Annotated in this window: 15 protein-coding genes; 10 read left to right on the forward strand and 5 right to left on the reverse strand. The window is 72.0% G+C overall.

Features of this window, described 5'->3' with window-relative positions; translation table 11 throughout:
* The first annotated feature begins 15 nt into the window (after positions 1-15).
* The 6 genes from soxX (at position 16) to EOE66_RS07450 (ending at position 4,749) form a co-directional block, all read left to right on the forward strand.
* A complete protein-coding gene (gene soxX, locus EOE66_RS07425; protein WP_128228017.1) occupies positions 16-444 on the forward strand; it encodes a sulfur oxidation c-type cytochrome SoxX in 429 nt (142 codons plus the stop codon).
* A complete protein-coding gene (locus tag EOE66_RS07430; RefSeq protein ID WP_128228018.1) occupies positions 441-899 on the forward strand; it encodes a SoxY-related AACIE arm protein in 459 nt (152 codons plus the stop codon). Before soxX ends, EOE66_RS07430 begins: the two co-directional genes overlap by 4 nt.
* On the forward strand, positions 896-1,222 hold the full coding sequence (gene soxZ, locus EOE66_RS07435) for a thiosulfate oxidation carrier complex protein SoxZ (protein WP_128228019.1): 327 nt from the start codon (positions 896-898) through the stop codon (positions 1,220-1,222). Before EOE66_RS07430 ends, soxZ begins: the two co-directional genes overlap by 4 nt.
* Positions 1,219-1,989, forward strand: coding sequence for a sulfur oxidation c-type cytochrome SoxA (gene soxA, locus EOE66_RS07440; protein WP_128228020.1), 771 nt, complete (start codon positions 1,219-1,221; stop codon positions 1,987-1,989). Before soxZ ends, soxA begins: the two co-directional genes overlap by 4 nt.
* Positions 1,990-2,011: 22 nt before the next feature.
* A complete protein-coding gene (locus EOE66_RS07445; RefSeq protein WP_128228295.1) occupies positions 2,012-2,599 on the forward strand; it encodes a DUF1415 domain-containing protein in 588 nt (195 codons plus the stop codon).
* A 251-nt stretch (positions 2,600-2,850) separates the two neighbouring features.
* Positions 2,851-4,749, forward strand: coding sequence for a flagellar assembly protein A (locus tag EOE66_RS07450; RefSeq protein ID WP_164885022.1), 1,899 nt, complete (start codon positions 2,851-2,853; stop codon positions 4,747-4,749).
* Positions 4,750-4,798: 49 nt separating this feature from the next.
* Here the strand turns inward: EOE66_RS07450 and EOE66_RS07455 are convergent, their stop codons facing one another.
* Positions 4,799-5,434, reverse strand: a complete 636-nt coding sequence (locus tag EOE66_RS07455) for a LysE/ArgO family amino acid transporter (RefSeq protein ID WP_128228022.1) — start codon at positions 5,432-5,434, stop codon at positions 4,799-4,801.
* A gap of 107 nt (positions 5,435-5,541) precedes the next feature.
* On the opposite strand from EOE66_RS07455, the gene EOE66_RS07460 reads away from it, so the two are divergent.
* Positions 5,542-6,552, forward strand: coding sequence for a 2-dehydropantoate 2-reductase (locus tag EOE66_RS07460; protein ID WP_128228023.1), 1,011 nt, complete (start codon positions 5,542-5,544; stop codon positions 6,550-6,552).
* Here EOE66_RS07460 and EOE66_RS07465 read toward each other — a convergent pair.
* Both EOE66_RS07465 and EOE66_RS07470 read right to left on the reverse strand, forming a co-directional pair.
* Positions 6,542-6,973 (reverse strand): hypothetical protein, encoded by a 432-nt coding sequence (locus tag EOE66_RS07465; RefSeq protein WP_128228024.1) that lies wholly within the window; start codon positions 6,971-6,973, stop codon positions 6,542-6,544. The genes EOE66_RS07460 and EOE66_RS07465 overlap by 11 nt on opposite strands.
* A 59-nt stretch (positions 6,974-7,032) precedes the next feature.
* Positions 7,033-7,752: a Crp/Fnr family transcriptional regulator gene (locus tag EOE66_RS07470; RefSeq protein WP_128228025.1), complete on the reverse strand. Its 720-nt coding sequence runs from the start codon at positions 7,750-7,752 to the stop codon at positions 7,033-7,035.
* A 111-nt stretch (positions 7,753-7,863) separates the two neighbouring features.
* Here EOE66_RS07470 and EOE66_RS07475 point away from each other — a divergent pair, with 111 nt between their 5' ends.
* On the forward strand, positions 7,864-10,536 hold the full coding sequence (locus tag EOE66_RS07475) for a bifunctional acetate--CoA ligase family protein/GNAT family N-acetyltransferase (RefSeq protein ID WP_128228026.1): 2,673 nt from the start codon (positions 7,864-7,866) through the stop codon (positions 10,534-10,536).
* 13 nt (positions 10,537-10,549) lie between these two features.
* On the opposite strand, the gene EOE66_RS07480 is transcribed toward EOE66_RS07475, so the two are convergent.
* On the reverse strand, positions 10,550-12,073 hold the full coding sequence (locus EOE66_RS07480) for a serine/threonine-protein kinase (RefSeq protein WP_128228027.1): 1,524 nt from the start codon (positions 12,071-12,073) through the stop codon (positions 10,550-10,552).
* Positions 12,074-12,118: 45 nt separating this feature from the next.
* A complete protein-coding gene (locus EOE66_RS07490) occupies positions 12,119-13,015 on the reverse strand; it encodes an alpha/beta fold hydrolase (protein ID WP_128228029.1) in 897 nt (298 codons plus the stop codon).
* Positions 13,016-13,116: 101 nt separating this feature from the next.
* Here EOE66_RS07490 and EOE66_RS07495 point away from each other — a divergent pair, with 101 nt between their 5' ends.
* Entirely contained in the window at positions 13,117-13,707 is a 591-nt protein-coding gene (locus EOE66_RS07495; RefSeq protein ID WP_128228030.1) for a lysophospholipid acyltransferase family protein, read from the forward strand.
* 38 nt (positions 13,708-13,745) lie between these two features.
* On the forward strand, positions 13,746-14,306 hold the full coding sequence (locus EOE66_RS07500) for a hypothetical protein (protein WP_128228031.1): 561 nt from the start codon (positions 13,746-13,748) through the stop codon (positions 14,304-14,306).
* Positions 14,307-14,316 lie beyond the last annotated feature (10 nt).

Genomic DNA, 14,316 nt, shown 5'->3' on the forward strand with positions numbered 1-14,316 from the left:
GGCACAGGGCGCGTGATGCCGGGCATGGCGGCGTTGGCCTTGGCGGGGGCGGTCACCACGTTCACGGTGGTGGGCGATGGCATCCCGCAGCCCCTGACTGCCACGCCCGGCAACGCCGCTGCCGGCCGCGCCCTCGTGGTCGACCGCACCCAGGGCCTGTGCCTGCTGTGCCACAGCGGGCCTTTCGACCGCACGCCGGCCGAGCGCGCGCAGGGCAACCTGTCGACGAACCTGGCCGGCGTGGGCCGCCGCTACAGCGCGGCGCAACTGCGGCTGCGTGTGGCCGATGCCAGGCACCTGAACCCGGCCAGCGTGATGCCCAGCTTCCACCGCCTGCCGCCAGCCACGGCCGAGCAGCGCGTGGGCGCGGCGTGGCAGGGCAAACCGGTGCTGACGGCGCAGCAAGTGGAGGATGTGGTGGCTTTTCTCGAGACCCTGCAATGAGCACCGATCGCCGCACGCTCTTGGCCGCCGGCGGTGCGGGCGCGCTGACCGTGCTGCTGCGGCCCTGGTCTGCGCACGCGGCCACTTCGCCCGCGCTGCAGGCCGCCATCGAACGTTTCACCGGCGGCGCCCCGCTGCAGACCGGCCGCGTGACCTTGGCCGTGGACGCGGTGGTGGAGAACGGCAACACCGTACCGGTGAGCGTGAGCGTGCAAAGCCCCATGACGGCCGAGCAGCACGTCAGGCGCATTGCGCTTTTGACCGAGCTGAACCCGCAACCCGAGGTGGCCGTGTTCCACCTGGGCCCGGCCAGCGGCCGCGCGCAGGTGGGCACGCGCATGCGCATGGCCAGCAGCCAGCACGTCATCGCCATCGCGCAGATGAACGACGGCAGCTGCTGGCAGCACCGCGTGGCCGTGACGGTGGCACTCGCTGCCTGCCTGGAGGGCGAATGAGCAACGTGCGCGCCCTGCTCCGCCTGCCCGCCACGGCCCGCCCTGGCGAGGTGGTGGAGGTGCGGCTGCTCCTGCAGCACCCCATGGAGACCGGCTTCCGCCCCGATGCTGGCGGCCGCACGGTGCCGCGCAACATCCTGCGGCGCATCGAGGCGCGTTTCGAGGGCGAGCTGGTGTTCGCGGCCGATCTCTTCCCGGCCATCACCGCCAACCCTTTCCTCGCCTTCCCGCTTCGCGCCACGCGCAGCGGCACGCTGGTGGTCGGCATCGAAGGCGACAACGGCGTCTCGCAGCGCGAAACCGCCACGCTCACGGTGGCATGAGCTTCGCCCGCGCTGCCTTGCTGGGCGGGGTGGGCCTGCTGCTCGCGGTGGTGACAGCCGGCACTGCCCAGGCGGCCGACCCTCGCCGCTCGGGCTTCGCCGACATGGCACCCAGCACCCAGGCCCTGCAGCGCGACGACACGCTCAACCCGGCCATGCTGTGGGTGCAAGACGGCGAGCAGCGCTTCCAGGCAGATTGCGCAAGCTGCCACGGCGCCGGCAGCGCACCGGCCATGAGCCTGCGCGGCGCCGCGGCCCGCCACCCCGCCTGGGACGCCACGCTCGGCAAACCGCTCACGCTGGCCGGCCGCATCAACCAGTGCCGCGTGCGCCACGTGAAGGCGCCGCCGCTGGCGCCCGAGAGCGAAGGCCTGCTCGCGCTGGAAGCCTTTGTGGCGCTGCAGTCGCGCGGCCTGCCCATCGCACCCGACCGCACGCCGGCGCTGCAGCCCTTTTTGGCCCGGGGCGAGGCGCTCTACCGCCAGCGCATCGGCCAGCTCGATTTCTCCTGCGCCCAGTGCCACGACGATCATGCCGGCCGCCGCCTGGCCGGCGCGCTGATCCCGCAGGCCCACCCCACGGGCTACCCGCTGTACCGGCTGGAGTGGCAGGGCCTGGGCTCGCTGCAGCGCCGCCTGCGCAACTGCATGACCGGCGTGCGCGCCGAGCCCTATGCCTACGGCAGCGACGAATACACGATGATCGAGCTCTACCTGAAACAGCGCGCCGCCGGCATGGCGATGGAAAGCCCCGCCGTGCGGCCGTGAACCCACCACGGGCACCGCCTTGATCTCGACCACCCCCTCCCCTGCGCTGCAGGACACCCAAGCCTGGCTGGAGCAGGCCGTCATCGGCCTGAACCTGTGCCCCTTCGCCAAGGCCGTGCACAGCAAGGGCCAGATCCGCTGGGTGGAAAGCAGCGCCAAGCAGCCCCGCGAACTGCTGGCCGACCTGGTGGCCGAGCTGCAGCACCTGCACGCCACGCCGGCCGAGACCACCGACACCACGGTGCTGGTGTGCCCGCAGGCCCTGCCTGATTTCCTCGATTTCAACGACTTTCTGGACGTCGCCGAGGGCGCGCTGGAAGACCTGGGCCTGGACGGCGACCTCCAGATCGCCAGCTTCCACCCGCAGTTCCAGTTCGAGGGCACCGAGCCTGGCGATGCCGGCAACCTCAGCAACCGCGCGCCCCACCCCACGCTGCACCTGCTGCGCGAAGACAGCGTCGAGCGCGCGGTGGCCGCCTTCCCCGAGGCCGAGGCCATCTTCGAGCGCAACATCGACACCCTGGAAGCGATGACGCCCGCCCAGCGCCGCGCGGTCTTTGGCGGGCGGTGCGGTCAAGACGAGGAATCTGGCGACCTCGGTCACGGTTGAATGAACGCGGCGGGTCGGTGCGCCCTGAAGAAAGGCGCCGGTTGGCCGACAACGGTGGTGGATGTCCGCGCCGGCGCGCCACGCCGTTGCCAGCCCCAGCCGCCGGGCTGGACTGGCGCCGCAGTGAAAATCTGGGCCGGCCGGCACCGACCGAGAACCGAGCCAAGCTCGATGGATGTTCACGATGGGCACGCTGAAGCGACATGATTGAGCAGACAGATCACGCTGAGGTCGTGGGGTCCAGCCCTGACTTGTCGCCATTGCCGAGCTTCATCCGCAAGACCCCCCGGGGTGTCGTGCTCGATGTGGCCAAGATGCCCGTGGATGACAGCTTCATGGTCTTCGTGGACCGGCTGTTTGCGCAGGGCGCCTACTTCACCCAACTCGACCACGCCAGCTTCCAGGCGCTGCTGTACCAGCCCGAGTCGATCCGCAGTCCTGCCCGCGAGATACGGCTGGCGGCCGGCATCATGCGTTTGTCGCCCGAGCGGCGCTCGCTCTACAAGGAGGTGCGGGTGCTCGACCAGGGCGCGCGGGCCGAGTACCTGTTCGAGCCCGTGTTCCTGGAAGTGGCCGAGCCGGAACCCCAGCCCGGCCAGACGCCGGCCCTCGACCACCGCGACCGCAGCCGCCTCGAGCCGGCCCGCCTGGACATCGACGAGTTCATTTGCGTCATGTGGACCAAGGGCGTGCGCTTCGGCATCCAGGTGCAGGCGGTGCAGGACGCCATCGCCGCCAATAAGGCGGACCGCGTGGCCGTGGCGCTGGAACTCGCGCCCCAGCCCGGGCGCGATGCCGAACTGCTGGAGCAGTTCGAGGGCCTGCACCGCGACGATTCGCCCTTGATCACCTCGGGCCGGGCCGATCTGCGGCGCTTCAAGAATCGCTTTCCGCAGATCGCCAAGGGCACGCGGATGATGAAGAAGGTGCCCCGGCAACTGGGCAAGCCGGGCTTTCGAGTCACGGGCGAACTCATCGAGCCCGACCTGCCCAAGGACCTGAGCCTGGAGGCCCTGGCCGGGCCCGGGACACGCATCGACAACGGCCCCGACGGCGAGTTCATCACCGCGGCGGCCAGCGGGTTCATCTCGATCGATGTCGGCTCCAACCTGATCTCGGTGACCGAGAAGATCGAGAACAAGAGCGGCATCAATGCCAAGACCACCGGGGATCTGACCCTCTCGGTGGATGAGTTTGTCGAACACGGCGAGGTGCAGGAAGGCCGCGTCGTGGAAGGCAAGCACATGAAGTTCACCTCCACCGTGTACGGCTCGCTGGTCTCCAAGGCCGGGCGCATCGAGCTGGCTGACAGCCTCAGTGGCGGCCGGGCCACGAGCACGGGCGGCAGCATCCACATCAAGCACCGTGCATTGAACGCCGGCGTCGAGGCCGTGGGCGGCAGCATCGACGTGCATTACGCCGAGAACTCGACGCTCATCGGCGATGAGGTGGTCATCGGCCACGCCATCAATTGCGAGGTCATCGCCAACAGCCTGCGGGTCGGCGTGGCGCAGGGCTGCACCTTGGTGGCCCAGTCGGTGCAGATCCAGACCTCCGACGTGCGCCGCGGCAAGCCCACCCTGGTGACCGTGCTGGTGCCAGATGCCGCCGAAGGACGGCGCAAGCTGGCTGCGCTGTGGGCGGGTGTGGCCGACATCGAGCAGAAGATCGAGGCCGTGTCCGCCGAAGTGAAGAAACTCGCCGCGGACCCCGAATTCAGCAAGCTTCTGGCTCTGACCGAGATGGTGCGTGCAGGCAAGCTGGCACTCTCGCCGGTGCAGGAGAGCAGCTTCCGCCAGATGCAGCAAAGGCACCTGACCGGGCTCAAGGCCATGGAAAGGTTCGCCAAGGAAAAGCAGGCCCTGCAGCAATCACTGCAGGCCAAGCACGACGAGATCGCCCATTTCAAGCAAACCCAGCAGGCCGTGGCTGCCCGCCGCGAATGCACCATTCAAGAGGTGATCGGCGAGACCTGCGTGCAGACGGTGGGCACCGCGCTGGGCGTGCCGCACTTCAGGGGCGTCTCGGGCAACGAGTTCGGCATGAAGCTGCGCGACATGTCGCCATCCCCGAAACGGATCTTCCTGAAGGAATGCGGCACCCTGGCCTGGCGCCACGCCGCGGACGACGGCCTGGCTGCAGCGCCATGAGGCCCGCCTCCCGGAGCCGCCCCTGTGCACAACGGGGCGGCACGCCACGCTAGGAGCCGGTCCACAGCCGCCAGCCCAGCCCTGCCGCCAAGACCAGCATGGTCAGGCCGATCAGCACGTCCAGCACCTGCCAGGCCCGCGGCCGCGCGAACACCGGCGCGAGCCAGCGCGCGCCGTAGCCCAGTGCCGTGAACCACAGCAGGCTGGCCGTGGCCGCTGCGGCCACGAAGGCGCCCTTCGCCGCACCCGGCTGCTGCGCGCCCAGGCTGCCCAGCAGCAGCACGGTGTCGAGGTAGACATGCGGGTTCAGCAGCGTGAAGCCCAGGGCCTGCAGCAGCACGGTGCGCAGCGGGGTGGGTGCACCGCTGGCCGCCGCGGCCTGCAGCGTGCCCGGGCGCAGCGCGCGCTTCAGCGCCATCAGCCCGTAAGCCGCCAGGAAGACCATCCCCCCCAGCGTCAGCACCGTGGCCAGGCCCGGGCGCGTGCCCAGCAGTTGCGCCAGGCCCGCCACGCCGGCCGCCATCAGCACGGCGTCGCAACATGCGCACAGCGCCACGATGGGCCCGACATGCTCGCGCCGCAGCCCCTGGCGCAGCACGAAGGCGTTCTGTGCGCCGATGGCGACGATGAGCGACAGGCCGAGCACGAAGCCCGAGATGGCGGCAGGCAGGAAGGCATCAGACATGCGCCGGATGATGCCCGCCCCTGCCGCGCCGCTGCCCGCCCCGCAGGCCCGGCGCGCAGCCACGCATAGACTCGGCCCGCATCACCACCACCACGCGTGCCTGTGCCATGAAAGTCTGCATCGTCGGCCTGGGCGCCATCGGGGGCCTGTTCGCGGCGCGGCTGGGCCAGCGCCTGCCGCCGGGCGAGGTCACGCTCTCGGCGCTGGCGCGCGGCGCCACGCTGGCGGCGGTGCGGCAGCACGGCCTGCGTGTGCACGGGCCGGAAGGCATCACCGCCATACCCCTACCAGCCAGCGACGACCCGGCCGCGCTCGGCGTGCAGGACCTCGTCATCGTGGCCGTGAAGGGCCCGGCCCTGCCCGCGGTGGCGCCGGCCGTGGCCGCGCTGTGCGGCCTGCACACGCGCGTGCTCGCGGCGATGAACGGCGTGCCCTGGTGGTTCTTCGAGGAGCTGCCTGGCCCCTGTCGCGGGCTGGTGCTGCAAAGCGTGGACCCGGGCGCCGCGGTGCGCGCGCTGCTGCCCGCCGCGCGCGTGCTGGGCGGCGTGGTGAACGCCAGCGCCACGGCACCAGCGCCGGGCGAGGTGCGGCCGGTGATGGGCCAGGGGCTGGTGATCGGTGAAGCGGGCACCGCCGCTGACGATGGCGCTTCGCTGCAGGCCGTTGCCACCGTTCTGGAGCGCGCCGGCTTCGACGTGACGCGCTCAGCGCAGGTTCAGCGCGAGGTCTGGTTCAAGCTCTGGGGCAACATGACCATGAACCCGGTCTCCGCGCTGACGGGCGCGCCTTGCGACCGCATCCTCGACGACGACCTCGTGCGCGGCTTCTGCAGCGCCGTGATGCGCGAGGCGCAGGCCATCGGCGCGGCCTTCGGCATCCCCATCGACCAGGCACCCGAGGCGCGCCATGCGGTGACGCGCAAGCTCGGCAGCTTCAAGACCTCGATGCTGCAGGACGCCGAGGCCGGCCGGCCGCTGGAGCTGGACGCGCTGCTCGGCGCGGTGCGCGAGATCGGCGCCCACCTGGGCCAGGCCACGCCGAACATCGACGCGCTCTTCGGCCTGGTGCGGCTGATGGCGCGGCAGCGGGGCCTGTACCCCGCGACCCTTAACTCTTGACGATGCTGGAGGCCACGGCGCTGGTGGCTTCCTTCAGCTTGTCCTTGGCCAGGGCCTTGCACGCGTCGGTGCTGCTGTTGGGCAGCGCGTCGTAGGCGGTGGCGGTTTCCAGCGGGCGGAAGAGCACGGCCTTGGCCGTGGCCGTCAGCGGCACCAGCATCACCCGGGCGGCCACCACGCAGGTGCTGCCCTTCATGCCGCCTTCCACCTGGGCCACGAAGGCGTAGCGGTTGGCGGGGTGGATCTTCCACACCTTGGCCGGCAGCGCCTCGCCCATCACGGCCTTGGCCACATCGGGGGCGATGAGGTTGGCGTTGCTGTGGTCGATGAGGTTCATCTTGACCTTGGGGTCGGCCGCGTGCGCGGTGCCGGCCACGGCCAGGGTCGAGAGCAGGGCGGCAAGCAGGGCGAACTTCTTCATGGGGGTCCTGTGCAGAAAGTGAAGGCGTGGCGCAGCCCGCGCCGGCGGCCGCAGTGTAATCAGGTCGACTTGTTTTCCAGCACAGCACGGCCCGCGGCGGCCCCTGTTTCGGCGGCTTGCAGACGCTGCACGTCCTGGCTCAGGCGGCCGGCGATCAGGCCCACGATCTCCAGGCCGAATTCCGGGTTCTGGTAGACCAGCTGACGGAAGGTGGCCTCGTCGATGCTCAGCACCGTGGCCGCCGTGAGGCAGCGCGCGCTGCTGCTGCGCTGGCGGCCGGGGGCGAAGAAGGCGATCTCGCCGAACATCTGCCCGGGCTGCAGGCGGCGGCCCACCTCGGGCAGCTCGACCTCGCCTTCGGCCAGGAAGTACAGCCGGTCGGCACGCTGCCCCAGCTCGAAGATCACGCGGCCGGCTGCGTAGCGGCGGCTGCGCATGTAGGGGCGCATCCACACGGCCAGCTGGCGCGGGTCGGTGGTGGCAGCGGCCACGCGGCGGCTCAGGCGCACCATCTGCACCACGCGGAACAGGTTCACCGGCAGCAGCACCGCGTGCAAGGCCACCATCAGCCAGCTCGGGTGCACCAGGCCGTAGACGATGAAGCCGACGTTGCTGCCCACGGCGAGCCAGCGCAGCGGGATCATGGTGCGCACGAAGGCGCTGACGATCACCAGCGCCCCGGCCACCGCGGCCGAGACCAGGGCCACCAGCTGCACCGGGTCGGCCAGGGCCTGCGTGAGGTGCTGAAGGGCGATGGCGGTCAGATCGGCGGCAGGCATCGCGCTATCGTGCCACGCGCTGTCAGCGGGCCGTCACCTCGCCTGCCCTATGCTGCACGTCAGCCTTCCCCGGCCCCCACCCGACAGACCCCTGCGCGAGGACGCCGCCCCGTGGACCGCCACTTCCTGACCCCGCTGTTCCAGCCGCGCTCGCTGATCGTCTTCGCCGGTGACCCCGACGCCGAGGCCCTCACGCGGGAAGCGCGTGCGCTGCGCCAGGCGCTGGCCGAGGGTGGCTACCAAGGCCCCGTCACCTGGCTGGACATCAACACCACCGGCACGCTGGGCGATCTGGCGCAGAGCCGGGCCGACCTGGCACTCATCGCGCTGCCGGCGGCGCAGTGTGTGGCCGCGCTGGAGGTGGCCGGGCGCATCCGCTGCCGCGCCGCGCTGGTGATGACCACGGGGCTCGACGCCGCGATCTGCACACAGCTCCACCAGACCGCCCGGCAGCACGGCGTGAACCTGCTCGGCCCCAACAGCCTGGGCCTGCAGCGCCCGGCCATCGGCCTGAACGCCAGCAGCCTGGGGCCGCTGGCGGCCCCGGGGCCGCTGGCGCTGGTGTCGCAATCGGGCGCGCTCACCTCGGCCATGCTCGACTGGGCCCGCCAGCACGGCGTGGGCTTTTCCACCGTCGTCTCGCTGGGCCCCAACACCGCGGTGGAGCTGCCGCAGGTGCTGGACTACCTGACGAGCGACAGCAGCACGCAGAGCATCCTGGTCTACATGGAAGGCATCCGCCACGCGCGGCGTTTCATGAGCGCGCTGCGCGCAGCGGCCTATTCGAAGCCGGTGGTGGTGATGAAGGCCGGCCGCCAGGCCGCCGGCAGCAAGGTGGCACTGACGCACAGCGCGGCCATCGTGGGCAGCGACGATGTCTTCGACGCCGCCCTTCGCCGTGCCGGCGTGGTGCGGGTGCGGCAGTTCACGCAGCTCTTCAGCGCGGCGCAGTGCCTGGCCTCGCGCTTTCGGCCGGTGGGGCAGACGCTGGCCCTCGTCACCAACGGCGGCGGGCCCGCCGTGCTGGCCGCCGACTGGGCCGGCACGCTGGGCCTGCAGGTGGGCGCGGTGCACGACCTGGGCGAGGACGCCGACGGCCCGGCCTACGTGCAGGCGCTGAAGACCTGCGTGGACAGCCGCGATGTCGACGGCGTGCTGCTCATCCACGCGCCCAAGGCCGGCGTGGACGTGGACGCGCTCACGCGCGACATCGCCGCGGCTTTCTCGCCATCCAGCAAGCCGGTGCTGGCCTGCTGGATGGGCGAGACCCGCGTGCGCGCCGCGCGCGAGCTGCTGGCCGCGCGCAGCCTGCCGGTGTTCCGCACACCCGAGGCCGCGGTGGACGCCTTCCACAGCATCGCCAGCTTCTACCGCAACCAGCTGCTGCTGCAGCAGACGCCGCCGCCGCTGGGCGATGGCGCGCAGCCCGACACCGAAGGCGCGCGCCTGCTCATCGAAGGCGTGCTCGCCGAACGCCGCCAGGTGCTGACCGAGATGGAGAGCAAGGCGCTGCTGGCGGCCTTCCACATCCCCGTCACGCGCACCATGCTCGCGCGCAGCGCCAACGAGGCCATGCTGATCGCCAGCCAGCTGGGCTACCCGGTGGCGCTGAAGATCGATTCACCCGACATCACGCACAAGAGCGACGTGCAGGGCGTGGTGCTGAACGTGCACAACGCCACCCAGGTGCGCGACCGCTACCTCGAGATGCTGCAGGCCGTGGCCCACGCGCAGCCGGGCGCCCGCATCAACGGCGTGACGGTGCAGCCCATGGCCAGCCGCCGCAACGGCCAGGGCCCGGGCCAGGGCCGCGGCCGCGAGGTTTTCGTGGGACTGACCACCGACGAGGCCTTCGGCCCCGTCATCACCTTCGGCGCCGGCGGCACGATGGTGGAGCTGATCGCCGACCGCGCGATGGAGCTGCCACCGCTGAACCAGTTTCTGGCGTCGCGCCTGATCGACCGCGCCCGCGTGGCCGAGATGCTGGGCGCCTGGCGTGGCGCAGCGCCCGCCAACCTGGCCGCGCTGGAAGCCGTGCTGCTGCGCGTGAGCGAGATGGTGTGCGCGCTGCCGCAGCTGCGCGAGATGGACATCAACCCCATCATCGTGGACGAGCACGGCGCGGTGGCGGTGGATGCGCGCGTGGTGGTGGAAGACGCGGCCAGCCACCCGGGCAGCTTCGCGCACCTGGCCATCGTGCCCTACCCCACCGGGCAAGAGCGCGAGTGGCCCTGGCGCGCCAAGCCGGCGCCGGGCGAAAACGCTGCCACGGCGCCCGGCGGGGTCTACACCATCCGCCCCATCCACCCCGACGACGCCCAGATGCTGCAGGCCCTGGTGCGCGGCCTCTCGCCGGAGAGCCGCTACTTCCGCTTTGCCAGCACGCTGCCCGAACTGCCCCTGCGCATGCTGGCGCGCTTCACGCTGATCGACTACGACCGCGAGATGGCCCTGGTGGCGGTGGTGAAGGACAGCCACGCCGAAGCCGACGGCAGCAGCACCGAGACCGAGCGCATCGTCGGCGTGAGCCGCATCGTCACGAACCCCGACGGGACGAGCTGCGAGTTCGCGCTGCTGGTGGCCGACGACTTCGCCGGGCGCGGCCTGGGCACGCGGCTGATGCTGTCCATCATCGAGGCCGCGCGCCGCATGGGGCTGGCAGCGGTGATGGGCCTGATCCTGACCAACAACGCACCCATGCTGAAGCTCATGGCCAGCCTGGGCTTCACTGTGGCGCCCTACCCCGAAGACCCGGATTTCCGCCTCGCCACCAAGGTGCTGTAGCGGCCGCGGAACTTCAGGGCTCGAGTTGCCGCTGCACGCGCTGCGCCTGCAGCCGGGCCGCCGCGCAGGCCGTGCCGCTGCACTGCTGCAGCACCTCGCGCGCAAGCACCGCGGCGCGCTGGCGGCCCGCAGCGCTGCCTTCCAGCAGCCATTGCTGCGCCAGTTCGGCACGCGCCGCGCCGAGCGCGGGGTCGTCAGGGCGGGCGGTGGTCTGCAGCAGCGTCACCGCCTCCTGCAGCACACCCTGCGCCTGCTCGGGCTGACCCAGCACGCGGAAGCGCAAGCCCAGCGCGGTCAGCACCTGGCCGCGCAGCACCGGCTCACCGGCAAAACCGGCGCGGGCGCGCTCCAGCGCCTGCTGCAGGCGCGGGCCTGCCACGGCGAGGTCGATCTCGACGGCCGGCCCGGCGGCCGAAGCGGCGGGCCCCGCGGGCAGGGCCTCGGGCAGGTGCTCTTGCAGGAAGAGCTTCACGGCGTCGCTGCGCAGCGCCTGGCCCTGGCTGCGTTGCCAGGCCTGCCAGCCAGACCAGCTGCCCGCGCCCAGCAAGGCCGCTGCCACCGCGCCCAGCACCAGCCTCGTGCGGTGACGGCGCAACCACAGCCGCGCCAGGTACAGCGTGCCGCCGCCGGCCCCTGGCACCGGCTGCCAGCCGAGCACGAGGTTCAGATCGTCGATCAGCGCCTGCACGGTCTTGTAAGGCGCGGCACCGTCCCGGCGCAGTGCGCGCCTCAGGATCTGGCCCACGTCGGGGCCCGGGGCCAGCGAGCCGGCCTCCAGCAGCGCCTGCAGCAGGGCCCCCAGTGCGGCGATGTCCTCGGCCCGCGTGTCGGGACGCAGGCTGCGGCCGCGGCCCCAGTCGAGCAGGCGCACGCGGCCATCGTCGTCCACGCGCAGGCAGGCCGGGCCCAGCGCGGTGCAGGCCACTTCCTCGTCATGCACGTGGGCCACCAGGCGGCACACCTGGCGCAGCAGGCCCACGCGGGCCAGCAGCCCGAGGCCGCGGCGCTGCGCGTGCTCGAGCAGGCCCAGTCCGTCGATGTGCGGCAGCACGCGGTAGAAGCGGCCTTCGGCCTCGATGCCGGCGTCGATCAGGCGCACGATGTCGGCATGCTCGGGCAGCAGCACCACCTGACGCTCGGCCGCCTGGCGGCGGGCTTCATCGGCGCTCGGGGGCGCGGTGCCGCCAGCCGCCGGTGCATCGGGCAGGCGCAGCACGAAACGCTGACGCGCGGCACCTTCGGCGCGCTCCACCGACCACACACGCGCCTGCGCGTCGGCACCCAGCGGCTCCAGCAGGCGGTAGGGCCCCACGCGCACGTCGGGCTTGGCGGGTCGGGGCGGGGGCGGGGCCACCGCGGCTTCGGCCTCGGCGGCCGTTTCGGCCAGCTGCGCCAGGCGCTCGCGGATGCGTGGCACCAGACCCTGCTGCGGCTCGGGCAGTCCGGCGAGGTAGGCCTCGCGCTGCTCGGGCGGCAGCGCCAGCGTGCGCTCGATCAGGCGGCTGAGGACGCGGACTTCGGTGGCAGAGAGCTGCATGGCGGGCGCGGACGGGGGGGCGACAGGCCTGGTCCGGAATATGCCTCAAGCCACGGCGGCAGCCGGCACCGACGGCTGCGCCAGAAAGTGCGCGAGCTCGGCATTGAAATCGGCCTCGCGCTCGAAGTAGGGCAGCGCGCCGGTGGGGTAGACGGTGATGCGCCAGTTCGGCCGTGCGCGCCAGCCTTCAAGGCCGCGGTAGTCGGTGAAGTCGCCGCGCACCCCGTGGCTCACCCACACGGGCTGCTGCAGGGCGTCGTAGACGGTGTGGATGTCGGCGCTGAACAGCCCGGCGCTCAGGAAGTGCAGCGGCGCGTGGCGCGCGCCGGGCTGGCGTGCGGTGAGGATGGCGTAGTCGGCCATCGCGGTGTCGATGTTCGGGCCGCCCCAGGTGCGGCGCAGGAAATAGCGCACCACGGGCGGCTTGGTGAGACCGTTGAACAGCGCCTGTGCCCAGCGCGGGTTGGCCAGCACGCGGTGCAGGGCGGGCAGCCCGCGCGTGGTGCCCGGCGCCTTGCGCCAGGCGCGCCGGCCCATGAAGCCGGTGGGGCTGACCAGCGCCAGCCGACCCCAGTGCGCCGGCTGTTCGGCCGCGGCGCGCGCCAGGAACTCGCAGCCCAGCGAGACCGCCAGCGCGTCCAGCGGCTGCGGCCCGCAACGTTCGCGCGCCAGCGCGGCCACCGCGTGCAGCGCGTCGGTCATCAGGCGCGGGGTGTAGGCGCGGTCTGTGCGCTCGCTGTAGCCATAGCCGGGCAGATCGGGCGCGAAGACGGTGCGCGTGGCGCGCCAGTGTTCGAAGAGCGGCCGCACCTCGGCAGCGGAAGCCGCGGCGTTGACGCTGTGCAGCAGCAGCAGCGGCGGGCCCTCGCCGGCCACGTAACAGCTCAGGCCGTGGCGTTCGATGCGTTCTCCGGAGACGGCCGGCACCAAGGCGGGATGCATCGCCCGATGCTACGGGTTAACGCCGAGCCCCGGGCAGCCCCGGGGGCAGCGGGGCCGGCCGGTGGCCGACAATCCGCCCGCCACCGATTCCCCGTTTCTGCATGCACCGCACGATCTTCAGCACACCGGTGGTCAACACCTGCCTGCGCGCCGCTTCCCTGGCTTTCCTGCGCGCCACGGGCTGGCGCATCGAGGGTGAACTGCCGCCCGGCGCCACGAAAGCGGTGCTCATCGCCGCCCCCCACACCAGCAACTGGGACCTGCCCTACACGCTGATGGTGGCCTTCAGCCTGCGCCTGAACATCTACTGGATGGGCAAGGCCAGCATCTTCCGTTTTCCCTTCGGCCCGGTGATGCGCTGGCTGGGCGGCATTGCGGTGGACCGCAGCAAGACCAACAACCTGGTGCAGGCCTCGGCAGCGGCCCTGGTGCAGGCCGACGGGCCGGTGCAGCTGGTGGTGCCACCCGAGGGGACGCGCGGCAAGACCCGGCACTGGAAGACGGGCTTCTACTTCATCGCGCTGGAAGCCCGCGTGCCCATCGTGCTGGCCTACATGGACTACGCTGAAAAGCGCAGCGGCCTGGGCCCCGTGTTCACGCCCACGGGCGACGTGGAAGCCGACATGGGCGAGATCAAGCGCTTCTACGCGCCCATCCGGGGCAAACGCGCCGACCTGTTCACCTCAGAATGAGCGCTGGCCGCGCAGCGCGGCCGCTGCGGGAGTTGTGCATGCGTCTGAACAGCCGACCCTTCTGGCCCGGTGTGGGGCCCGGCGCAGGGCTCTCCGCCCTGGCGCTGGTGGCCTGCAGCCTGCTGCCGTCCGCGGCGGCGCAGGCCCCGGCGGCTGCGGCGAGGCCGCCGGTGCTGATCACGGAAGAGGAAGCCCGGCGCGAGGCCGCCGCCGGGCCGGCACCCGCGCTGCCCACGCCGACGCGCAGCCTGCCCGCCCCGGCTTCGGGGCCGGCCCCGCCGCGGCAGGTGCCAGGCATCGAGGTGCTGGCTCCGGTGGCCGACGGCCGCGCCGTGCCCTCGCCGTTGCGGCTGCAGGTGCAGTTCCTGCCGCCGGTGGATGCGCGCATCGTGCCGGGCAGCTTCCGCATCCTCTACGGCGTGCTCAAGCTCGATGTCACCGAGCGCCTGCAGCGCCATGCGCAGATCAGCGAAAGCGGCGTGGTGGTGGAGCAGGCCCAGGTGCCGCAGGGCACGCACCGGCTCTTCGTGCGCGTGGCCGACGAGAAGGGGCGGGTGGCCGAGCAGGCGGTGGTGGTCCGCGTCGGGGCGCCGCGCTGAGGCGCCGCCG

Source organism: Rubrivivax rivuli, from assembly GCF_004016505.1.
Classification (GTDB): Bacteria; Pseudomonadota; Gammaproteobacteria; order Burkholderiales; family Burkholderiaceae_C; genus Rubrivivax; species Rubrivivax rivuli.